We start from the raw sequence: 23,121 nt of genomic DNA, 5'->3' as shown, positions 1-23,121 counted from the left end.
TCCTTATTTCAACAGACCTAAAGGCCCCTCATCTGGATATCGGGGCTAACTTTCAGTTCTTCCTTATTTCAACAAGAGCATTTACTCCCTCTTTCAATTCACTTATTCTTTCAGTTCTTCCTTATTTCAACTAAACTAAGTTTAGCGGAATTTGATAAACTTATACTTTCAGTTCTTCCTTATTTCAACAAAATAGGAAAAATTGAAAATAGATATAAACTTATCTTTCAGTTCTTCCTTATTTCAACAACAATATTATCAATACTCTATACTTCGCATTGACTTTCAGTTCTTCCTTATTTCAACGTTATGTTAGCATTAACACTTTGTAATCCACTGACTTTCAGTTCTTCCTTATTTCAACATTATTTTTTCAATTGTAGGAGTAGGCGCTATAATCTTTCAGTTCTTCCTTATTTCAACACGTAGTGGTACTAGTTGTACTAGTAGTCATTAACTTTCAGTTCTTCCTTATTTCAACGTTCCAGGGCTAGGAACGATTATAGGTGCAGGGATCTTTCAGTTCTTCCTTATTTCAACTTGCAATAATGCTGCAACTCTATCTGATAGTTTACTTTCAGTTCTTCCTTATTTCAACAAATAATTATGAGGATATTAATTATAATTCAGTAACTTTCAGTTCTTCCTTATTTCAACTAGTACCGCTAGTAGTTTGTAATTCGACACAGGTCTTTCAGTTCTTCCTTATTTCAACGAAATGTGGAAACAAAAGGCTAAATCATTTGCAACTTTCAGTTCTTCCTTATTTCAACTGGTACGCTGTCAGCGATACAACAGCCTTATAAGGACTTTCAGTTCTTCCTTATTTCAACCATTATTGTTTGTAATAGGTTCATCCGTAAGCATCTTTCAGTTCTTCCTTATTTCAACCTCTAAGTACTTGGCCTTCTTCTGCGAGTCAAAACTTTCAGTTCTTCCTTATTTCAACATTAAGGAATAAGAGTAGTTTAGAATATATCACAACTTTCAGTTCTTCCTTATTTCAACTTATTAAAACCACTATTACACCAAATATTATTAAAGCTTTCAGTTCTTCCTTATTTCAACCGCTTATTTATGAAAGCGAAGCTAAGGCTTATCAGCTTTCAGTTCTTCCTTATTTCAACTTGGTCTTGAATATTTAGACCATTGAGATGAATACTTTCAGTTCTTCCTTATTTCAACTTACGAAAGTATCAATGTAAATTATTGCGTTAGTCTTTCAGTTCTTCCTTATTTCAACTAAAACAGTAGTTTCAGTCATTTAGCTCACCTCCAGCTTTCAGTTCTTCCTTATTTCAACACAAACTATACAAAACTAGTTTCTCCAGTCCCTTCTTTCAGTTCTTCCTTATTTCAACCAGCGTTGAATATCTGTATTCCAGCGTATGAGAACCTTTCAGTTCTTCCTTATTTCAACTTGAAGGAAACAGAGGAGTAAGGTAAGATCTGGAGCTTTCAGTTCTTCCTTATTTCAACAAGTTGATATAATAAATTCCACTTTTTCCATTCGCTTTCAGTTCTTCCTTATTTCAACAAAAATGCGACAATAATAAAATTATTTTCATCAACTTTCAGTTCTTCCTTATTTCAACCATGGCAAAAATCCTAAATCACCTTTTTTAACATCTTTCAGTTCTTCCTTATTTCAACTCTAATTGAGAATTTTTTATATTTACATTTCCTATACTTTCAGTTCTTCCTTATTTCAACTTCACTCTCCATTAACTGTTTAAATCTTTCACTTCTTTCAGTTCTTCCTTATTTCAACATGCAACTAACAATAATACTAACACTTCAGTAAATCTTTCAGTTCTTCCTTATTTCAACCGGTTATTAAAATTCTCTCTCCACAAGATAAAATCTTTCAGTTCTTCCTTATTTCAACTGTATTGATAATCTTGAGTAACAGCTTTCTGGTAACTTTCAGTTCTTCCTTATTTCAACAGGAAGAGTAGATTTTCTGAATGAAAGTGCTATAGCTTTCAGTTCTTCCTTATTTCAACGAGACTAAAGAAAAGGTAAAGAGTGATTTCGATACTTTCAGTTCTTCCTTATTTCAACCGCAATGCTAACGGTACTGAATTGCCCTGCATATCTTTCAGTTCTTCCTTATTTCAACTTGCTCTTCATTTCCTTCGTTAGTAGAGTCTTTTAAACTTTCAGTTCTTCCTTATTTCAACAAGTGTCTTTCCTTTGATGGACTGTGGTAACCACCTTTCAGTTCTTCCTTATTTCAACTGTTCGTTGCTTTTTACGATTTTTTGACGTGTTTTTAGGGGTTTGTGTAGATTATCTTTCTTTATCCTTTATAATAAGCCTTACTTTCCACTAAAATTCACGTAAGGCAATGTAGAAAATGCTTATCTTCCGTCTTTTTGAAAGTAACTTTTCTACACAAGAGTTTATAAAGGGTATTTATACCCCGGGGAAAGTCGTCAAAAAATTTGCCTCAGAATCTACACGAAAAAATCTCATCTTATCTTTACATTTTCAAACTCCCTTGCTTTTAGGATAAATTGAATGAGAATAAATAGCCAAAGTAGATAGAATAATACTATAGAAGGGAGAAGACCATAGAATAAAGATGAAACTACGAATAAAGAAGGAGATCAGAAATATGATAAAAAATCGTGCGAATTATAATATAAATCCTATCTTCCCTACTCTTTAGGACTAATTGAATGAGAGAAATTTAGGAAAATGAATAAATGTAGATAGAGAAATTCGTCTTCTCACTTATCTACACGAAAAAAGATCAGGAAAAGTAAGAAAATATCGTATATGTAGTTATTTTAGTCTAATATTTTCTAGCTAGAAATGTTACTGGACGAGTAGGAAACTTTAATAGAACGAGTACTATAACGTCGTAGCCAGTTGAATATTCATTTGAAGAACATTAATGACATATACTTAGTTTAATAAACTTAAGATAAGCGAATGGAAGAGAATACTTTCATTGAACTCCCCTTAGTTAATGAACTTAAGATTAAGCGTGTATATGTCTGTTTGACGAAATGTTCACTCCTATTATGTTGAGGCTTAAGATTAAACGCTAGTGTTTCCAGTAAGTCTATAGCTTTAACCAGGAATATATAACTAGATCATAGTCTAAGAACTTTTCAGAAATACTAGCGTGTATATATCATATAACAACTTTCAACAGTTCCATTACTGTTTATTCTCATGTAAAGAGCGGACTATGTATCCCTCAACAGATAGCAAGGAGATAGACCCGTTAAGTTCAGAATTCCTTGTGTAACGTTCTACTTAACAGCTAGCAAGGAGTTAGAAGGTTTCATATATATTAGCTCATATATATAAGTAATGTACGTGGTGGTAGCTTTTGACATATCGTCAGAAAAGGTCAGAGGGAAAATCAGGAGGTACCTCAGACGTCTTGGACTTTCGATGGTCAACAGGTCAGTATACGCGGGCGTTGGCGGATATAAAACAGCGTCGCTTATCTCCGACATGGCTAAAAGACACCTTGAAGAAGGCGATAACCTGTATATTGTCGTCATACGAGACAGCGAGTACGAGTCTTCCGTCAACTGTACCAAAGGAGATTGTAGAAAATTATCAGAAAGAAGATATGAGGTATTGTAAGTTAACTGCCACAGGACTCAGCTGGGCAAATTTATGCCCGATGATGAAATATCAAATTCTTGAGAATTGTGGACAAATAAGTTACACTACGCCCCTCTCTGTAAAGCACCTTAAGCCTATACACGATAGGATAAACGAAATGATAATAAACTCATTGAGGGAAGTTCTCAAGGATAAAATACTCGTAGATAAAAAGGAACCAGAGTTTACCTTATCTTACATTAGAGATAAAGTGTTTGTTATCAGAGGAAAACCGGACTATTTTTCAATTATAAAGACAAAGAAAGATTATGTAAGTTTAATAGCAGAAATAACTATTTCAGATACTGTAAGGCATTTAGAGGGAGAAATGAGGTTTTACATGGCCTCGGCAATTTATTACACTTCTCACCCCGTAGTTGGTCTTATAATATATAATAAAGGAATTAGGTGGTTAAAGTATTCAGATTTTCCAAAAAAGATAAAGTCATTGTTCGCAACGCCTAAGGACCCTGAGGACGCTGCAGAACGGATATATAATAAGATAAAGTGGGCATGCAGTAACTGTGACCTAATGAATACGTGCCCAGTATATTCTGTACATAGATAGATTGCTAGGCGCCTCTTTTTCATCCCACTCTTCACTTTATAGGGTGATAATAATTGCAAGATTCGTCCAAACGTTGAGTTAAACGTTATCAACTCTGTGCATAGAACGATAGTAATTGCAAGATAGTATCATATATTGACGCTCGTAGAGTTAAATTTATGATTAGCCTAATCCTTTACTTATAGTTTTAGGAACATAAGAAAGTGGAAATAAGAAGGAGTACCATGGACTTTAGTTTTCCTTTTCTCATCCATATACTCTTCAGCCGAAATATTCTCGTAATGTTTTTAGTTAAACTCTTAACCACATAATGTGTTAAATTTCAGCTTATTACGACAGTTTCCTTGGGTCGTAAGTGAAAGTGTACTTTATGCTCTTATCTTTTTTCCTTAAATATTGAGAGAGCTTTAAAGCTCTATTATATACTGCCTTATATATTGTTTCGTTATTTTGTTTTTTACTGATTAAATCGAAAAACTCCTTAGATACCTTGCTAACACTGTCCTTTGTGAGCTCTCCTTCCTTATCTAGAGATAAACCCTTCTTATATGCCCTAATTACTGCGTGAATTGCTATTGGTTTAAACATTTCTGAAAAATCAAAGGACAGAGCCGTAGAGTACCTAGACTTGTGCATGACTCCGTATGTAGGATCGAAACCGAAGGAAAGTAAAGCTCTCGTGCATATTGCGTAAAGTAAGGCATAAGTTAAGGATAACGACTTATTGAAGGTGTCGGAATGCCTCGGCTTTCTTCCTATATTCCTGACTTCCTTAGGGAAGAGGTTGAACATCTTATCCCAGAAGGCCCTACTGTTTATCGCCTCCCACACTAATAAGTCGTTATTGTCTACGAGTTGCGGAGGATCTTGCTTGTAATACTTTAATAAGTTAGATAAGCCGTTGAATCTGGCTGAAATAAAATTCCTGGCGATTTCCAACTTCTCCTCCTCAGTTAACTTATACTGCTTTTCTCTTACTTCCGATAACATGACTATTAATGTGGGTGAGCTAATTGAAACTCCCAGTTTATTAGAGATAACAAGTGGGATATTCATTGATGATAGCAAGGAAACTACCCCAGTAGGCAATAGGGTAGAAGAACCGAGTATGACTACTCCGGTTATATCCCTTAAATTATAATTCCTAGTATAACTCTTAAAGGACACTATTAGTTCTGACCTAGATTTCCTATCTATCTTTAATGGGTTAGTAAGGACTAATATCATAAAATATATTTTTAAATGAAAATAATAAATTTTATCCTAAATTAAAAGGCACATTATCGTAAGATAGTTGTAAAAATTGAATTTTACAGTGTCTTTATGACAACGTCATATAATTAGACGTGAAAGCTTACAATTACTGCTAACAGATACAATGCCAAAATTAAACTCGTTATTTAGCATCGCCAGAACTCTGAATTTTTGAACTTGAAAGTAAACCCTGCCCTCGCTATTTAGCATTACTAGAACACAAAACTTAGCTATTATAATTCCTTTAAGTACTACTCGCTATTTAGCATTACTAGAACTAATCTGAATGGTTATTTCTTGACGAGAAATAATCAAAATAATGTAAACTTTGAAATCCTAATTTATGCAGCTATTAAGTTTGCGAGGATTATAATATCATCCAGCCTCATTTATAGATATAAAATTACGAATATTGTAATATAATTAATATAAGAGAGTAAATAATTATATATAGTATTTTTTTACTTTTCTTGATCTTTTTTCGTGTAGATAAGTGATGGAGTGAATTTCTCTATCTACATTTATCCATTTTCCTAACTTTCTCTCATTCAATTACTTCTAGAAAATAGGGGAGTTTGGAATTGTATCTTATTTAACTTAGATTATTTCAAATTACCTTCTTTAGACATTCCATACTTTCAATTTCCCGTTCTTTTTCTTATCTAGTATTATTCTATCTACTTTGGCTATTTATTCTCATTCAATTTATCCTAAAAGCAAGGGAGTTTGAAAATGTAAAGATAAGATGAGATTTTTTCGTGTAGATTCTGAGGCAAATTTTTTGACGACTTTCCCCGGGGTATAAATACCCTTTATAAACTCTTGTGTAGAAAAGTTACTTTCAAAAAGACGGAAGATAAGCATTTTCTACATTGCCTTACGTGAATTTTAGTGGAAAGTAAGGCTTATTATAAAGGATAAAGAAAGATAATCTACACAAACCCCTAAAAACACGTCAAAAAATCGTAAAAAGCAACGAACAGTTGAAATAAGGAAGAACTGAAAGCTGGGACCTGGACGCATACCTTCCAGCACTGTATGTTGAAATAAGGAAGAACTGAAAGAACTATTTGCTCAGTATAATGACAGAGAAAGAGAAGGGTTGAAATAAGGAAGAACTGAAAGTCTATGTTATCCAATTATATACAAAAATTAGCCAGTTGAAATAAGGAAGAACTGAAAGCTCTCACAAACTGTGCCTACTCTTTATCATACCAGTTGAAATAAGGAAGAACTGAAAGTCGTGCTACTTCCATTAAAACTGTTGAAAGTTACGTTGAAATAAGGAAGAACTGAAAGATTACAAACCCTATAACTAGCCCTATTAGTACATGTTGAAATAAGGAAGAACTGAAAGAATCATGTTTTAAAATTTGAGAATTTGCCTATTAAGTTGAAATAAGGAAGAACTGAAAGCCGCCTAACCATGTTGGGGAATGCCATATTGGGATGTTGAAATAAGGAAGAACTGAAAGTGTCAGTCCTATAATAACTCCAGTTACCTCTTCTGTTGAAATAAGGAAGAACTGAAAGAGTCAGAGTATTACAATACCTTTTATCGTTAGCCTGTTGAAATAAGGAAGAACTGAAAGTTAATATAATCTATACACTCATAAAAATCTTTTAGTTGAAATAAGGAAGAACTGAAAGTTATCGCCGGCAACTTGTGACGTCTTCACCTTTTGTTGAAATAAGGAAGAACTGAAAGAGAAGATCAATAGAAAAGGTATGGGAATAGAAATAAGTTGAAATAAGGAAGAACTGAAAGGCTCTGGCAAAATTGGCGGAGCTGGAGAAGATAGGGTTGAAATAAGGAAGAACTGAAAGCTCTCCAAATGAGAACACCTAACAACCCTTCAGCCGTTGAAATAAGGAAGAACTGAAAGAACGTTCCAACAAATGGAAGTGCTTGAGTTGCAAGTTGAAATAAGGAAGAACTGAAAGTTCACATTAAAAACCATGATGAACCCACTGACAAAAGTTGAAATAAGGAAGAACTGAAAGTGCAGGATTGCACTTGGCGTTGTAAAGAGCCTAAAGTTGAAATAAGGAAGAACTGAAAGCAGAAAGGAAGAACCTAAGGAATATGTTCACAAACGTTGAAATAAGGAAGAACTGAAAGTTACTAAATCTGCACATAAGATAAGCAATGAGAGCTTGTTGAAATAAGGAAGAACTGAAAGATCAAAAAGAAGCACAATACTGAAATACAAACAAGTTGAAATAAGGAAGAACTGAAAGAAGACACGCTATAATATTAGGAAGCACAGGTAGCGGTTGAAATAAGGAAGAACTGAAAGTCTGCAATTCCAATGGGACAAATGAATGCACAAAGTTGAAATAAGGAAGAACTGAAAGTCGTTTTGTACACTAAGTAGCCGAATACTACTCCGCGTTGAAATAAGGAAGAACTGAAAGTAAAGTTTAAAAACCTAAACTTTCTTTTCAAGCTGTTGAAATAAGGAAGAACTGAAAGCAGCGAAGTTTTTAACACGTTTAGCTTTCTTAAGGTTGAAATAAGGAAGAACTGAAAGTGATGAAAAATTAGTTTTCAGCGGGACAATTTTCAGTTGAAATAAGGAAGAACTGAAAGCCATATAATGTGGGGTATGGGTGTCCATAGCCGCCTAGTTGAAATAAGGAAGAACTGAAAGATCCTGCCTTAGTCTATTGGGTGGGATATGAGAAGTTGAAATAAGGAAGAACTGAATGGCATTACGTTTTCTAAAATAGTAATGTTCTAAAATGTTGAAATAAGAGGAAAAAGCTTTTCTTAGCTTATAATAGGTGATCTAGTGATTTGTTGTGCACTTCAATTTCTTTAGGTGCTAGTTCGTTGACTTTTCTTAAATTCAAAATCAAACGTTGCATTAAAAGTAAGTTTTGCGTTAACTTTGATAAAAATTGAATTCCACAAAGTTGTTATCTAGACTTAGATTACTTGTAAGACTTATTATGCACTTTTCGTATAGGTTCTCAATGAATAGGTCAGAATTACTCTCCTTATCAGTCCTTACCTTAATCTTGATATTCATAGCCTTATTATACTTCCATCTCCCTTCTAGTCATAAATCAGGTTGCATCAATCCCATTTCTACTTGTTCTACGTCCTCGTTGTCCCATGTGAAGTGTCTTAAAGTGGGGAATCTGTCTTTTGCAGTGTATTATGGACCCATAAACTCGACAGCAATTCAAGAGTTGAATGACTTCTCGTGGGTAATCATAGACCCCACACAAATTAATTCGTCAGAATTGGAGCAGATCAAAGCGGTCAAAATAGCATATCTGGATTTAGGAGAGTTGGCTAACATGAGCCTAGGAAATGTCACACCTCCTGCAAATGTGATAATAGGATATGACCAACAGTGGGACCAATACATTGTAAATGTCTCTTCTCCAGCTTGGGAGAACTACATTGAATCACAAGTCGTAACAGTAATGGCCATGGGTTTTCAGGGAGTAATGTTCGACGATGTAGACGTTGTAGAACAATACCCTTGCACAGCCCAAGGGATTATTTCTGTTATTAATTGGACAAGAACTCATTATCATCAAGCTATAATAGGCATAAATAGGGGATTTGCTATAATAGGCAATGTTTCGGATATGATAAACTTCGTACTATTCGAGGACTATGGTACTGAAGTTGTCTCGCCCGGGGAGATTTCGTTTACTAACTCTACTTGTGTCATTGAGGAGACTCAGATTCTTAAAGGCTATAACTTGACTATATTAGCCTTAGGTTATGCTAATAATCCTGGGGACATTTATTGGAAAACTGTGAAGTCACTTGCTAACTCTGAAGGTATTCCAAGCTTTGTAAGTAATTGGGATCTTTGTGTAATATGGTTGCAGAATATTGCAAACTAGCCTTTACTTGAGACGATTCCTTTCGTCTATCTAAAAGTTACTGAAGTTGATTACCTAAATAGGGACATGTTTTGTCTTGATATTTTAGCAAACTTAAAGTAAGGCTTAAAATATACATGCGGGCATTCTTATCATGGCATCGATGAACAGCTTAAAGTAAAGCTTAAAATATACTCATTAAGCATCTTTTGAAGTTCATTGTTGTCCACTTAAAGTAAAGCTTAAAATTTGCTAAGCTTTCAAAAACCTATGCAGAGTAAAGTTTTACCTATTGTGGGATTAATTGTAGCAATTGTAGTCATAGCGGTAGCAGTAGTCTTACTATTACCTCACGGTTCTTCTTCAAGTTATTCTCCTATTAGTAGCCAACAGACTAAAATTACTCAAGTGGGCGACGCCAAAATATATTATTACAGCCCGGAGTATTACCAGTTCGGCATTGGACTAAACTCGAGCAGTGCCGTAAAAGTCACTTCGGCTTACGTTGAAATTAACGGGCAAAAGCTGGAGAACGATAGCGTTAATATAATGTTATCTCCTGGAACTAATTTTCTAGTAATTTATATACCTAGTAATAGTAGCGTCTTGAGCGGTCTGTCTGAGATCCCCATAACCCTATGCTTAAATGATGGACAAAAAGTAACGTTATATGGAAAACTGTGCGGTTGTTATATTTGCAATCACGTGTATGGAGTGGGTGAGGGAGCCCTTGTTAAATTAAATAACGGCACTTGGGAACTATATGCTAAAATCTCGTCAAACATTAACGTTGACCTTATTGCTGTAGAATTCGGAAACACTGAAATCCCCGCGGAAGTCCAGTTACACCCCGGGGTTAACAGTATTTCAGTAAACCTAGGGAATATTTGCGTAGTAGCAGGGCAGTCGTATAACTTAGACTTAGTCCTCAATAACGGGCAAGTAGTAACGATAACTGCAGAAGGTGAATAATAGTGCTTTGTAGAATATTTCAATTTTTATTAAAATTCACGTAAAACTTACATTTAATTTAACGTCTGATTTTGAATTTTTAAAAAATTAACAAGATTAACACCTAAGGAAATTGAAGAGTCCAACAAAGCACATAGCTGACATTCTATGTCTAACTTTCGCACACCTCTTTTTCTCTAGGTAAGTGAAACGTTTATAATTTTCTTCTCTAAATTACTATTATGTCAGAGGAGGTAAGGAAATGGTTTAATGACTATGTTAACAGCATTGCGGAAAAGATAAAGGCAGGGAAGGAACTTAATGCCTTAGAAACCCAAATTATCTCTAATTATGCTTCTAACCTTGTCCTTTACGATTACGTTGATAAGAGGTTAGGAGAGGTTGAAAGAAACTTGAGGGACGAAATAAGGAAAACTAGGGAAGAGCTCCTCGCTAATGACGAGAAAATTAAACAAGAGCTTCTTGTTAATGACGAAAAAATCAAGCAGGAACTCCTGGCTAACGACGAGAGGGTAAAGCAGGATCTCCTCGCTAACGACGAAAAGATTAAACAAGAGCTTAAGGCTGAAATTCAAAGCGTTAAAACAAGTCTTGAGAATAAAATTAAGGAAGTTGATAGGAAAGTCGAGGCGACTAGGAGCGATTTAGGGCTATTGACAGAGGAAGTTTACGTTAAGAATTTTGTTGATTATTTAGAAAGCAACGGCGAGAAGGTCGTGAGCGTTTATAGGCATTATGAGACTTCTTTAGGGGAAATTGACGCAGTCGTCGAGACTTCCGGGAAAGTTTATGCAGTAGAGGTTAAAATAAGGGCTGAGGTCGGTGACGTTGACGATTTGCTCAATAAGGCGAAGGTGTTGAAAGAAGAGTTAGGAGGAAAAGAAGTTTATCCCGTATTAACTGGTTCTAAAATAAGTAAGACTGTAAGGGGTTACGCTAAGGGGTTAGGAGTTTTAATAGTATAAATAAAAGGAATACACTTTCCCACACTCATTCCTAAAAGTCTAGTCTTAATTTCCCCGATGGGAGGACTGCACACTGTCCTCGATGACGTATTGTCCTTATTCATATCATAAAAATAAAGACCAGTTTATAATACTATATAAAAACCAATAAAATTAACTTTTAGGCCCTTTTCGTTCCTTTCGAACACTCGTTAACTATGGAAATAACGTCGTCAACTTACTTTCATGAAATACGTATAGTAGCGTAAAAACAGTCTATTGCTCAGCTTAGTGCAGAGTCTAACCAAAAGGAAGGAATAAAAGTGAGTATTGTTAATTCTCTTCTTAAAGTAACACTGTCGTTGAAATAAGGAAGGAATAAAACACTTAGCATCTGAGAATATGAGGCGGTCATGGTAAAAGCTGGAGGCCTATCATAGCCCCCCTCGTGAGCCCGACGGGTAAAAGTTTTTACTCAGAAACGACACTAATTACCCGTGCTAACAATTAACGTCGATAAGGTCACTGTAGAAGGGGGTTCAAGCGAATACCTCAGCTTTAAGCTGAGGAAGTTCCAGGAGGAAGTTAAGGACGCAATAGAAAAGAGGGAGAAAGTCGTACTCCAAACTCCTACCGGTTCCGGGAAGACTTTTTCACTCCTCCTCTCTAAACACTCAGTTGGGCTTTACCCAGTCCTCGAACTACTGGAAGACCAGTACAGAAGCGTATCTTCTCTATTTAAGGAAGCTGAGTACTCAGACGATTTCATTAAAATAGTCAAGGTGGAAGGGAAGGAGAAGTTAGCTTTGATCAAGTTCAGTGCCTCTCTAGTTAGGGGGAAGGAAATTAACCTTGACGTCTTGGAAGGCGTCGATAGGAAAATCGTTTTCACAACCCCTGACTCTTTCCATATTTATAATCAAATGCTTACTTATCCTTCTCACACGGCTTTGGCGGTAATTTACGGTAACCCAAAGGTCGACGAACTGTTAAAAGTTGACATAAGGAGGAGTGAAATAGTGAAAAGGTTGAGCCTCTTCCTCAACTTATTTAAAGGTGATATGGTCTTCGCTGATGAGTTCCACCTTTACGATAATTACCAGCTTTCCTCACTCATAGTCACTTTGAAGATAATAAAGAGGATCCACGACCACGACTTTTCTTTGATACTCTCTTCAGCTACCCCTTCAGAGGAGAAAATAAGGAAGATAGAAGAAGGACTTAAGGCGGAGTTAGGAGATAACTTTCACTTTAAGAGGATAACAGCTGGAAGGGGGGAAGTGCTTGTCAGAGGGAGGGCTAAGGTCAGGTTAATATTTGTCGAAAGTAGCGGTAAAACAAAGCTCTCCCGTTTCGTTAATGCAGGTGACAAAATCCCCGACCTCATCAACGAAGGCTTCCTAGACGACGTTTATAAGGAGCTTAAGGAGAAGAAGCAGAGGGGGATTATTGTAGTTGATAAGGTCTCTCAAGCATTAGAGGTGGCAAAGGCTTTACACGAGAGGTTCGGTTCAAGCTTTGTTTGTAAGACCTCAATAAAGGGAGAGTATTGCGATGAAGACGACACCTTTGTAGTTGGCAGTTCTGCGATAACCCAAGGCGTAGATTACCCTAACGTCTCCTACGGGCTAATTACGAGGTTCTTTTCTGAGGCTGCAATTCAAGCAGTCGGAAGGGTTGGGAGGAAAATGGAGGAATGCAGGATTGACTTAGTTCTCCCAGAGGTTAAAGTAGAGAAGACGGAAATGACTTACGAGGAGTTCGTCACCTGGATAATGAAGACTTACCCTTCAATTAGGGAAATAAATTACGGTGACCAGAGCTTTAGGGAGTTCCTACTCTTGAACTCCGCAATGGCAATCTATGAGAGACTGACGGGGCATAAGATGAAGAGGGATAAGTGGGAAAAGGAGGTACCTTACATAGGCGACTTATCTTCCCTTTCTTTGCTATACTATTTCAGGTTTACCGGACCTCAAGTGGTTTACAAGTTAGGTAACACGGAGGGGAAAGTAGACCTAGGTACTATAATGAGGAACTTCTCCTTTGCTGTAAAGGACTGTAAGTTTTTGTTGAATGGCATAGGGAAGTCTACGGTAATAGCTAGTTGCGACCAGAAGAAGCTTGAGGGCCTTGTGAATAAGGTAGTTTCCACAACTTTTTTGGAACTGTTGGGCTGTAAATTTGAGGACGAAGAGGGGAACCCAGTAGAGCTAGGCAGACAGCTCTTCTTAGTCGTAAACGACGTAAAACTTTCTGATATACTCATTAGTACTGCTAGGGCAATAGGGGTCAAGAATAGCGATAAGTATTGCTTAGCTTTCATTTGAATAGACGTAGGTAAACACGCTAGTGCTTTCAGAAAGTTTATAGCCTTAGACAAAGGATGTAACTAGGTTAAAGTCTAAGAACTTTTCCAAAATACTAACGAGCTAGCGTCACAAAGCTATCCAGTTCTTCTTATAGTCTTTTTCATAATAGTTGCAAAGGACTAACCTTACCTTAAGGTGTTAAAAGTTGATCATATAATGAAAGCGGTAAGATATGCCCCATGCGGATAAAATTATTTACCCTTCGCATTTACTATGAGAAAGACTATAGTTCAACCTTATTGGGAGTGCGGTATAGCAGTTAGATTACAGCGTTGAAGTCTTAATGTCGCTGTGCTCAGCTTCATATTGAGTCTTACCTCATTAAAAGTTTTGGGCTTTAAGGACGGAGGTGACGGGGTATTATTTAAGTCTAGCCTCATTAAAAGCTCGGCCATAAAAGGGGAGAGCCAGTGGCTGACCCATACAAAAACAAGACATTAGACCTAGAGAGAGAAAAGCTGTAAAAGTATAGAGAAAAAAACCACTGTAAGTGTGTATCTTGTAAAAACATAAAGGCTTAAGCAAGCCTCGTTAATATAACAACTATAGGTATAACATAAATGAAGTATATTATAGTACCGTGGATGAAGCCGAAGTTGTCTACTGTCAAGTAGTAAGTTAATACTCCAACTAAGTCCAACCACAACCCGTCTGCCATTCCGACTCCTCCTATTATCCCGGTCACGTAGTATTTGTCGAATTCTCTCCCCCTCAAGTAGTCAACTACCACGTTGCCCACTATTATCGGCAGGAAGACTAACGGGAAGTCTTCAACATTTACCGGCGAGATATACCCCGGTATGAATACTTTTGCTAACTCGTAAATAAAGTACCAGGCTAAAGTTATTACTACCGGCAACATGAGGGAAAAGTACCTCGAGGTAACGACTCCTATAGGGGTTATTTCCCCAGTCATTACGTCTACTCCAAAGGCTGGCTTCATTGAAGCCAAAAAGACGAGGAAGGAAACAGCGAAAAGGAGTAACGCAGTGCACACGGTAGTATCAAGGATTACTTGGTAGGTGTAATAAAACGCTATCGCTAGCATAGGTATTAAGGAGAGGTTAACCATCTTAGCCTCAGTACCTACAGCAAAGAAGGAGAGGAGTAAACCAACCGCTGAGAGGTAAAGGAACTCCTTTATTTCTACCCCAGTATACAAGGAGAGTAAGATGACGACCGAGAACATTACGCTACCTGCCCATAGTTGTGAAGTTGGCAATGAGTCTACTGGAGGCCTTTTTATCCTTACTGCCCACATGGTAATTGTTGGAAATGCTGAGAAGAGTAGTGCAGATAAGACTCCTAAATACACGTTGTAAGGCAATAGGTAGACGTGGAGAAAATAGTAATTTATGAATATTGCCCAATACCATATGATGTAATACTTCCCGGGCTCGTCTCCTTTGAATAACCAGTATGTAACCAAAGAGATCCCGAGGGAGTAAAGGATGAGGTTTAACACTATTTCTAAAAGGTAATTACAAAGTAGCCCCAGTACCTTTATCCTTATAGGTAAATAATATTGGGGTAGGTAATACACGGAAAGTAAAGCTAGGATGCCTACTAGAAAGAGCTTGAACTCGTGGGAATAAAATTTTACTGCCACATGGTTACTCTCCTTTAGAAAATTATAAGCTTTGATAGTTAATGCTTTATAATTTCAGTTCTTAACTAAGATAAATCAATTGAACAAAATGAGGAATTAAGATCATAATTATGTAATAATTACGGACTAACATATGGCTGTAGATTAACTAGTTCTCTTGAGCCTAGGGGTATGAAAATCTTTATTACAATAAAGGAGTGCACAGTATGCTGTTATCTAGAGGAGACGCCGTGTCTCCATTTTGTAGAAGTGAGTTCATTCACGGAGGCTAAATAATTCCCCTATTTTTGAGCTCATTTATTATCTCATTGCTAATTTTTACATTGTCTACAAGTTTTCTCACCTTTTCTGCTGAAATTATTTTCTTATCCATAAGCTCTGGGACGTGCTTCCAGGCGTCTAACCTTATGCTCAGTCGTTCATAAGATAAGAGAGACAGGAAATACTGTGAATAAGATTTGTCTATTATTCCCTTATTTATTAAGAGTAAAACACAATTCCAAGCCTTTGACCTAACTAAGTGATCGAGGCATGTTAGGAAAGATAAAAATTGGTCTACGTCACTTTTATCTATTACTCCTCTCTCCATAAGAGCGATAACGAGGTTCCAGCTTTTCAAACAAAGTTTCCTGTCTGACGAAATTAGGAGAGAAAGGAAGTCGGCTTTTCTTCTTCTCACTTCATCAGTAGTAACGATACTCTTATCAACAAAAATAGGAACCAAATTCCAGGCAATTAATCGCTTATGCTCGTCTTCATCAGAGAGGAAATTAAGTAAAATCGTTTTTTCTTCTTTAGATAAATCCAATATTCCCTTATCCAATAAAGCGGGGATTAGCTCCCAAGCTTCTGGAGAAGATAACATTTCCTTAAAGCAATTTACATACTGCCTTAAATCGTCGGGACTTAACTCGCCTCTATTTAGAAGGTCAATGGCAAACTTCCAAGCTTTAAGCCTGAATGGAGAGCATAAGAGTGGAGTTAAGCCCTTCATTTCGCTATCATACGATATAATTTCAATAGGACATTTTTATTTTTTACTATCTAATAAGGCTAGGAAAATTATAAGGCATTGCAGGAGCATATTTAGTACAATTATCTTATTCTATGATTCTAATACTGTATCAGTTACTAAAATACTTCAATTTTTATCAGAGTTAACGTAAACTTTTAACGCTACGTCTAATTTAATAACTAGTATGCTTGTAAATTAAACAAAATGCTTTTCCAGTTACAACCAAGACAAATCAAGAATAGGAAGTTGCAGTGAATACTACATCTCTTAAGCTCGTCACTTTTTGTATACCATTAACGCTATTCCTGCTACTGCTAAAACCAGTCCTGAAATTGAAAATAGAAAGGGAAACATTACGTCTGCTGGAGTTACGGGAAAATTAATGACTTAGGATTTTCTGGGATATACTTAAGTGTGTAACAAAACGTCACCGGCTTGCTGGAGTTATTTATTACAGTAATGTCCCCACTGTGGGAAGTATAACCTGACACGGAATAATTGACTGGAAAGCCAACAACTTTTACTCAGGCTTTGGTACGAAACTCTACCAAGCTACCGTTTGCTACGTAGTGGATAACTATTGAGGCGGATACTTTTTGTAATGACGCATTGCTGACGTCCTCGCGAGCGTATGCATAAGTAAATAATCTACCATGTCCATCATTAATCCTATAATAAGCACAAAACCTATTTTTACTACGCCGACAATGTGGGGATATCTCTACACGCAATAATAAGCTTTTTCAATAGAAGTGCTAGCGTTTATTACCCATTGACTTATCACTTGATGTCCTAACCAGAATTTAAAAAAGGTAATTAGCTTTTATTTGTACTTGAATATTCACAGCTTACTTTTATTTTCACTCCAATTTTTCCTTGTGAATATGAAGGCTAAGACTCCTACGGCGTAGACTGCAGTAGCTATTGCTGAGTAGTTAATTGGGTATGTTGGTGGATAGAAGCTGTAATATATTCCAAATATTAATATAATGAATGAGACTACAGGGGCTACTAAGTGGTAAACTACGTTGAATTCCCTTATCTTCTTATAGAAGAACGGTAGTGCTACGTCTCCTAACATGTGACCTATGAATAATGAAATTGCTGACATGTTAATTAAGAACAGGAAGCCGTAGAAGGGACTCATTATTAACCCTGTAACTAAAGATACTGCCCCGGAAATTACTCCCAGCACTAGAATAGCGTTTGAAGGGCTCTTAAACTTTTCATGAACCTTTGAAACGTATTTTGGAGCTACGTTGTCTCTTCCTAAGGCGTAAAGTAACCTTGAGGTAGAATTTAGTGGAGCTAAAGACCCTGCGAAGAAACTGTTTAAGATAAAAGCTAGGAGTATTGCTACGAATGCTGGTCCTACGTATTTCTCTGCAAGTATTAATCCAGGAACTCCTGAGGGTGCAAAGGTCTGCATATTGTTTATCCCCCACCCTATTACCATTGCGTATGAAGTTAGTACGAAGACTACTCCGGTAATTAGGAAGCTTATAAGCACAGCCTTTTTAACGTCACTTAAGGGATTCTTTGTTTCCTCAGCTATGTATACTGCTCCTGAGGAACCTGACATTGAGAATATTGCGAGGATCATACCTTCAAATACTGGTGCCCAACCTCCTGCAGGCGTTGGAGTAAAAGGTTCTAAAGTGTTTCTAGGCCCTGCCTTTACGATGATTATTAAGGAAAAGATTATGAGGAGGGCTATTTCAATTATTGAAGTTATTAAACTATAACGAAGAGAAGGCCTAATTCCAAGGTAAGCTAAGGTAGTTATTAAACCTAAGAAGACTAGCATTATTGGTATCCATATTAGTGAGGGAAGAGTAATTCCGAAGAACTGGCTCAGCATTGAGGGTATGAAAACCCCTCCTACGAATATTATAGAGTTTGTAATTACGTTAAAATAGGAGAACAGGTAGAGGTAACCGGTAAAGATTCCGAACCTTTTTCCTATCCCTTTTTCCGTAAACTCGTAGAACCCTCCTGCACTGCCTATTTTTCTGGAGAACTGGTAAGGTACATTTATCCAGAACAGTACTCCAAAAATTCCTATTAAATAAGAGAGAGGTAGGGAACCTAAAGCGAACTGTGCTGCTCCAGTTAACGTAGCTGCTACTGCTCCTAGAGGTGCGATTAAAGCTATTGACTGTCCTAAAAGTTCTCTGAAGCCTACGACCCCTTTTTCTAGGCCGGTCATAAGCTATTGAGTGATGTCAATAATTTAAAATTAATCAGAAAGTGCACAATTAAGCACATTAATCAGTATTTTTCCAATAATAAAAATTAAAATATTCTATAACGCTATGATGCCCTTAAGTAATGACCGTCAGTTTTAATTAAGCCTGCTTTAACCTCATTGTCTTTTTATGAGCCCTATTATCGTCAGTACTACTCCCGATATGAATAATACTCCTGCAAGCATGAAAGTTAAACCTAAAGATATTACGTGTATAACCGTGGATATGACAAAGTTTGGAGAGCTAAAGCGGTTGTAACAACTTGCAGGGGCGTACTCAAGTGCGTAAGAGATGAGCACGGTCTTATTTGTCTTGTTTATTATTATGTTCCCGCTGTGAGAAGGGAGTAATATACGCCCCGTAATATTAACGTGACTTCCTGCCAAAGATGAAATTCCGACAACCTTTACTCCTTGTTTTGGAGTAAAATAGAACTTAACCGTACTGCCGTTTGCGACATAATGTATAACTATAGAGGAATTTGGTTTTAACTGGACTTCTTTCATAGGTGGTGGTGAGAGCCTAGCTATGAAGGCATAAGAGGAGTAAGCCATGATTGCATATCCTATTACCCCCACTGCTAACCCTGTAATAAGTAATATAAGACCAAGTTTAGCTAGGCTGTTTATAATTTAAACTCTTAGTTTTTTAATAATAAATTTTTTCCAAGTTAGTTTAGGACAATTACGACTTAAGGACTTGGCTTAGCAAAATGGGTTGGATTCCTACAACGTTGTAAGTTCAGCTTAGCAAAAAGCAGTTATGAACTCGAATGGCTCTACGCTATAGCTTAGCGACTTAAGGACAAGATCTAATGCCTAAAGGTTCTTCACTCGCGCCCTGCTATTACGCTCTTGATCTAATAAATAGTTTGGGAATTTATTTAGCATAACTTCTTATACGTGATTCTTATATACGAATTTTACGTATACCAAATCATGTCAACAGTATTGAGCGTAAGGGTCAGGAAGGAACTTAAGGAAAAGGCTGAGCAATTAGGAATAGACATTAGGGAAGTGGTTGAGAAGGCACTTGAAGAAGCAATTAAGGAGAAGGAAAAGGAGGAGATCAAGGAACTTGCAATGAAAATTAAGGAATTAATGAAGGACGTAAGTGAAGAAGAGTGGGTTGAAGCGATAAGGGAAGAGAGGAATAAGAGGTAAGTTTCTTTTAGACGCCTCATCAATATATCCCCTCTTAAATTACGTTGATAGTATCGACGTAAGTGAGGTTTACATACTTCCCCTTACCTTTTATGAAGTAGGTAACGCAGTATGGAAAGAGTCTTACATTCACAGAAGGGTTAAAGACCCCTTTACTCTTTCTTCGCTATTTCAAAAGTTTATGGAGAAGTTGAAGGTGTTAAGTAACCCTCCAGCTAATGAGGTAATGAAGGTGGCTGTAAATATGGGGCTGACTTTTTACGACGCGTCTTACGTATATTCTGCTAAAGTTAATAACCTTACCTTGGTGTCAGAGGATAAGGATCTAATAAAGAAAGCTAATGCCATTTCTTTTAAGGACTTTATTGAATGAAAAAGGGATTCATGGTGCTATTGTGAAGATAGATAATTTTATACGAAGAATACCGTTCTCATTCCATTTTTAACACCTTCCTTACTATGATGGAGGAGTTAATCTATCAAGGGTGAGTTAACTGCAGTAGCTCTCTTACGAAGAACTCCATACACGTATTTGAGTTAAAGAACTCGCGGTTGCTTTGTGGGTTACTTCTATTTCTTTAGGTGTTAAACTCATCAGTTTTTATTAAATTCTAAATCGGCGTTAATTAAACGTGAGTTTAACTAGATTTGATAAAAATTGAACAACCTCACGAAGCATATATAACTTTAGAGTGTGGATAACAGTTTTGTTAGCTTGATATAAGTTATAAATTCGGCTCATAACTAGATCTATTCGTAAATAAAGCAAGGAGTGATAATTTTAATCTATATATAAATTCTTATTGTAGAATCAAAGTGCACAAAGAAGTGATTTAAGATGTTTTGAATAAATTGTAAATGAATGAAATTATTATCCACACTCTGACTTTAGGTACTTACCGCTTTCACCCCGCTTTTATCCTAAGCTATCCCTTTACATTATGAAAAAGACCCTTCATTAAATTAAACGTTTTACTTTATACTAAGCCAACCTCTAAAGGCAAAGAGTAACCTGGAAGTTATACTTAGTCAGACCCTGAAGGTCAAGGGTAAACACGGGACAGTTCACAACGCATATAACTCTGTGAAATAGTAGGAATCATATGTCAGATAGTGTTGTTACATATATATACTACATTACTTTGACCTTTAAGGACTAACCAAGTATAAAACACTGACTAAAATATGTTTGACGAGTGTAATAGTAATATTTTTTATAGAGAGAACTCGCAAATTTGAATTGTTTAGTTTACCTTTTTCTCCTTAATATTACTGCTATTATTAAAAAGACAGCGAAAATTATGATAACGTTTTCGAAACCGATTCCGTTACGACTTTCGCTCTCTCCAAGCTCCTTAGTTGAGTGGGTCATATTGACTGAGCTAGAAGATGTACAACTCAGATTCGCTGTTATGTTCTTGTTAACGAAAAGGCTAACGCATTTTCCGTCTTCGTTCAAGTAAACCTCCTCAGGGAAAGGTAAGTAAAATACTCTCCCCTTCACGCCATCGACCTCAGTACAATTGTGGAAACATAATAAGATCTCCTTTTTGGGAAAGAATGAGTAGTTGAAATAGGAGAAAGGGTTGATTACTCCAAAACACTTTGTGCAATTAACAAAAGGCTTTCCGTTGACTAACCACAGGCTACCCCTGGGGAAAGTATACACTGTGTTATTGACTATTACCACACTGAAGTTATACAGTTGTTTAACTCCTCCGTGCCCGTAGACTACCCACGCCTTTCCGTCATAGTAATATGTACAACCGCAGAATGCACTCTCTCCAGTATTTGGGTAACCACTGTAAGCTATTGGGGGGACGTACCACCTCCCGTCGTATTTGTAGAACTCCTCAATGGAGACGTTAAAGCCTTTACCTAGATATGCTGTTTCTCCACAAGCGTAACCTACAACGACAGTCCCTGTACTGTAACCGTTATAGATGACGTCAATGAACTTCCCCACCAGTACGCAGGTATAGTTTTCAGTTACACTCCCGTTAGAGATGTAAAAGTCAATTATAAGCTTGCAACTTGTGTTGCTCCAGGCTGTAGTTATGTTGAAAGTAGTCCCTTCTAAGTAGGTAAAAGTGTGTATGTGGTAAGAGCCGTCGTAATATAAGCTGGTCTGCCACGCTATCTCGTAGCCGTGCCTCAAGTGTAGGTAAGGCTGTATTACGTTCTGAACGAAAATGCTTGTCCCGTTAAAGTTTAGGCATACGTTCTGCTGTATAGACACCCAGTACAAGGAATTCACTGACAAGTTGTAGAGGCTAACAATGGCTTGTATACCGTTAGTTTCAACGTAACCAAACTCATAGCCGTAAGAGTAGCCTTGCGGAATAAGTGCAAGGGAAAGGAAGAGAAATAATAATGTTATAATGATAAGTCTGACCATCTACATTATAGATTTATACCTAGATTTTAAAATTGTCCATATTATAAATATTATTTCCCAATAATATTGGCTCGGGTAAGTTGTTAGTAATTGTAACGTTCACTATGTATGCTTGCTCACTAATACCTTCAGCTTCTGCAACACCAGTAGCGTTAATGTCAGACAGTTAATGAAACTGCGCCAGTTACGTGGGATTTCGGAGGGGTAGTGGTAGGAGGTGTAGTAGTGGGTGATGGAGAAGTGGTGAGCGGTGCTTTTGTAGATGTTGAGTGGGTTGTTGAATGGTATATTAGAAATATCCCAAGTATAGCACCAACTACTATTACCGCTATTACGCCTATTATAATAGATATTTTATTCATTAATAATGATAATTAAAGATGGTTTAAAAGTTTTTCGATTTAACATTTTAGATCCATTAATTTATCCAAGGAATTAATTTTATTATAAACTGTATTTAGTTAAGTTTACTTTTTCTTCTCAATAATAGTTTAACGAATTCCTCACCATAAAAATTATGATATTTATTCATGAATTAATAAATACCTTTAATTTTACTTTTTAGTGCTTATTAGAAAAGATTTTCAGTTAGTAAGGGAATTTTTCTTATATAGTTTTAACAGAGTACGCTCTAGTGCACCGATCCTATTCGATATTCGTTAGCGAAATTATTAGCATAAATGGAAATATCTTTTTTAACTGATAATTGACATCGCTACAGCGGTGGTAAGGGAATTAGAGGGTGATTAAGTACTACCTCTTGGAAGTTATAGGTATTACGATTTAAGCTAGATAGAGAACGCTATTGAATAATGATTATTTTAGGGGAGTACAAATATATTATCTTCTGACATAACATTATATAAATTATCAAATAAGATGACTGCAGAAAATCAATCTCAGTATAATCCTTGGGCAGATTCAGTCTACATTGCATATTGGAACAATAGAGAATTATAGAAAAGAGAGGTATTCATGAATTATCGCATTATGAAAGAGCATTTGACAACTAAAATCACAATATTTTCTCTATTTATAGAAACAAAGCAAATTCACAAAGAAAGCTTGAATTAATCTAATCACTTGCTTTTCAACTTT

At 36.4% G+C, this 23,121-nt stretch carries 15 protein-coding genes and 2 CRISPR repeat arrays (1 of these 17 cut by a window edge); of the genes, 8 read left to right on the top strand and 7 right to left on the bottom strand.

Annotated features, from left to right (window positions below; all coding sequences use genetic code 11):
• Nucleotides 1–2,241: a CRISPR direct-repeat array (repeat unit 24 nt; unit sequence CTTTCAGTTCTTCCTTATTTCAAC) (it extends 595 nt beyond the left edge of the window).
• 1,086 nt (nt 2,242–3,327) lie between these two features.
• Together cas2 and HS5_RS01925 are read left to right on the top strand one after the other, a co-directional pair.
• On the top strand, nt 3,328–3,609 hold the full coding sequence (cas2, locus tag HS5_RS01930) for a CRISPR-associated endonuclease Cas2 (protein ID WP_236752394.1): 282 nt from the start codon (nt 3,328–3,330) through the stop codon (nt 3,607–3,609).
• Nucleotides 3,515–4,198 (top strand): hypothetical protein, encoded by a 684-nt coding sequence (locus HS5_RS01925; protein WP_236753618.1) that lies wholly within the window; start codon nt 3,515–3,517, stop codon nt 4,196–4,198. Before cas2 ends, HS5_RS01925 begins: the two co-directional genes overlap by 95 nt.
• Before the next feature lie 330 nt (nt 4,199–4,528).
• Here the strand turns inward: HS5_RS01925 and cas1 are convergent, their stop codons facing one another.
• A complete protein-coding gene (gene cas1, locus HS5_RS01920) occupies nt 4,529–5,425 on the bottom strand; it encodes a CRISPR-associated endonuclease Cas1 (protein WP_236752393.1) in 897 nt (298 codons plus the stop codon).
• Nucleotides 5,426–6,434: 1,009 nt separating this feature from the next.
• Nucleotides 6,435–8,223: direct repeats of the CRISPR family, unit length 24 nt; unit sequence GTTGAAATAAGGAAGAACTGAAAG.
• A gap of 367 nt (nt 8,224–8,590) precedes the next feature.
• On the opposite strand from cas1, the gene HS5_RS01915 reads away from it, so the two are divergent.
• The 4 genes from HS5_RS01915 to HS5_RS01900 all read left to right on the top strand — a co-directional run bounded on the left by HS5_RS01915 (nt 8,591) and on the right by HS5_RS01900 (nt 13,547).
• Nucleotides 8,591–9,322: an endo alpha-1,4 polygalactosaminidase gene (locus HS5_RS01915; protein WP_236752392.1), complete on the top strand. Its 732-nt coding sequence runs from the start codon at nt 8,591–8,593 to the stop codon at nt 9,320–9,322.
• Between the two features lie 249 nt (nt 9,323–9,571).
• Nucleotides 9,572–10,273, top strand: coding sequence for a hypothetical protein (locus HS5_RS01910; protein ID WP_236752391.1), 702 nt, complete (start codon nt 9,572–9,574; stop codon nt 10,271–10,273).
• Between the two features lie 221 nt (nt 10,274–10,494).
• Nucleotides 10,495–11,238 carry a hypothetical protein gene (locus tag HS5_RS01905; RefSeq protein ID WP_236752390.1) on the top strand — a complete coding sequence of 248 codons (744 nt, stop codon included), beginning with the start codon at nt 10,495–10,497 and terminating at the stop codon, nt 11,236–11,238.
• Between the two features lie 476 nt (nt 11,239–11,714).
• The gene (locus HS5_RS01900; RefSeq protein ID WP_236752389.1) at nt 11,715–13,547 is read left to right on the top strand and encodes a DEAD/DEAH box helicase; all 1,833 of its coding nucleotides are present in this window, start codon (nt 11,715–11,717) and stop codon (nt 13,545–13,547) included.
• 559 nt (nt 13,548–14,106) lie between these two features.
• Here HS5_RS01900 and HS5_RS01895 read toward each other — a convergent pair.
• From HS5_RS01895 to HS5_RS01880, 4 genes are all read right to left on the bottom strand, one after another.
• Entirely contained in the window at nt 14,107–15,198 is a 1,092-nt protein-coding gene (locus tag HS5_RS01895; RefSeq protein WP_236752388.1) for a hypothetical protein, read from the bottom strand.
• A 268-nt stretch (nt 15,199–15,466) separates the two neighbouring features.
• Nucleotides 15,467–16,192, bottom strand: coding sequence for a hypothetical protein (locus HS5_RS01890; protein ID WP_236752387.1), 726 nt, complete (start codon nt 16,190–16,192; stop codon nt 15,467–15,469).
• Between the two features lie 862 nt (nt 16,193–17,054).
• Nucleotides 17,055–18,422 (bottom strand): APC family permease, encoded by a 1,368-nt coding sequence (locus tag HS5_RS01885; RefSeq protein WP_236752386.1) that lies wholly within the window; start codon nt 18,420–18,422, stop codon nt 17,055–17,057.
• A gap of 156 nt (nt 18,423–18,578) precedes the next feature.
• Nucleotides 18,579–19,040 (bottom strand): hypothetical protein, encoded by a 462-nt coding sequence (locus tag HS5_RS01880; RefSeq protein ID WP_236752385.1) that lies wholly within the window; start codon nt 19,038–19,040, stop codon nt 18,579–18,581.
• 360 nt (nt 19,041–19,400) lie between these two features.
• On the opposite strand from HS5_RS01880, the gene HS5_RS01875 reads away from it, so the two are divergent.
• Together HS5_RS01875 and HS5_RS01870 are read left to right on the top strand one after the other, a co-directional pair.
• The gene (locus HS5_RS01875) at nt 19,401–19,625 is read left to right on the top strand and encodes a type II toxin-antitoxin system CcdA family antitoxin (protein WP_236752384.1); all 225 of its coding nucleotides are present in this window, start codon (nt 19,401–19,403) and stop codon (nt 19,623–19,625) included.
• The gene (locus tag HS5_RS01870) at nt 19,615–19,998 is read left to right on the top strand and encodes a type II toxin-antitoxin system VapC family toxin (protein ID WP_236753617.1); all 384 of its coding nucleotides are present in this window, start codon (nt 19,615–19,617) and stop codon (nt 19,996–19,998) included. Before HS5_RS01875 ends, HS5_RS01870 begins: the two co-directional genes overlap by 11 nt.
• 876 nt (nt 19,999–20,874) lie before the next feature.
• On the opposite strand, the gene HS5_RS01865 is transcribed toward HS5_RS01870, so the two are convergent.
• Nucleotides 20,875–22,023 (bottom strand): hypothetical protein, encoded by a 1,149-nt coding sequence (locus HS5_RS01865; RefSeq protein WP_236752383.1) that lies wholly within the window; start codon nt 22,021–22,023, stop codon nt 20,875–20,877.
• Nucleotides 22,024–22,181: 158 nt separating this feature from the next.
• Entirely contained in the window at nt 22,182–22,385 is a 204-nt protein-coding gene (locus tag HS5_RS01860; RefSeq protein WP_236752382.1) for a hypothetical protein, read from the bottom strand.
• Nucleotides 22,386–23,121 lie beyond the last annotated feature (736 nt).

This window comes from Acidianus sp. HS-5, assembly GCF_021655615.1.
GTDB lineage: Archaea > Thermoproteota > Thermoprotei_A > Sulfolobales > Sulfolobaceae > Acidianus.
This window is presented reverse-complemented; position numbering and strand designations above follow the sequence as displayed.

Bases quoted from the DNA above. Each gene is read 5' to 3' on its own strand.
- cas2 (WP_236752394.1), top strand. From the start codon at position 3,328: ATGTACGTGGTGGTAGCTTTTGACATATCGTCAGAAAAGGTCAGAGGG.
- cas1 (WP_236752393.1), bottom strand. From the start codon at position 5,425: ATGATATTAGTCCTTACTAACCCATTAAAGATAGATAGGAAATCTAGG.
- HS5_RS01910 (WP_236752391.1), top strand. From the start codon at position 9,572: ATGCAGAGTAAAGTTTTACCTATTGTGGGATTAATTGTAGCAATTGTA.
- HS5_RS01905 (WP_236752390.1), top strand. From the start codon at position 10,495: ATGTCAGAGGAGGTAAGGAAATGGTTTAATGACTATGTTAACAGCATT.
- HS5_RS01890 (WP_236752387.1), bottom strand. From the start codon at position 16,192: ATGAAGGGCTTAACTCCACTCTTATGCTCTCCATTCAGGCTTAAAGCT.
- HS5_RS01885 (WP_236752386.1), bottom strand. From the start codon at position 18,422: ATGACCGGCCTAGAAAAAGGGGTCGTAGGCTTCAGAGAACTTTTAGGA.
- HS5_RS01875 (WP_236752384.1), top strand. From the start codon at position 19,401: ATGTCAACAGTATTGAGCGTAAGGGTCAGGAAGGAACTTAAGGAAAAG.
- HS5_RS01865 (WP_236752383.1), bottom strand. From the start codon at position 22,023: ATGGTCAGACTTATCATTATAACATTATTATTTCTCTTCCTTTCCCTT.
- HS5_RS01860 (WP_236752382.1), bottom strand. From the start codon at position 22,385: ATGAATAAAATATCTATTATAATAGGCGTAATAGCGGTAATAGTAGTT.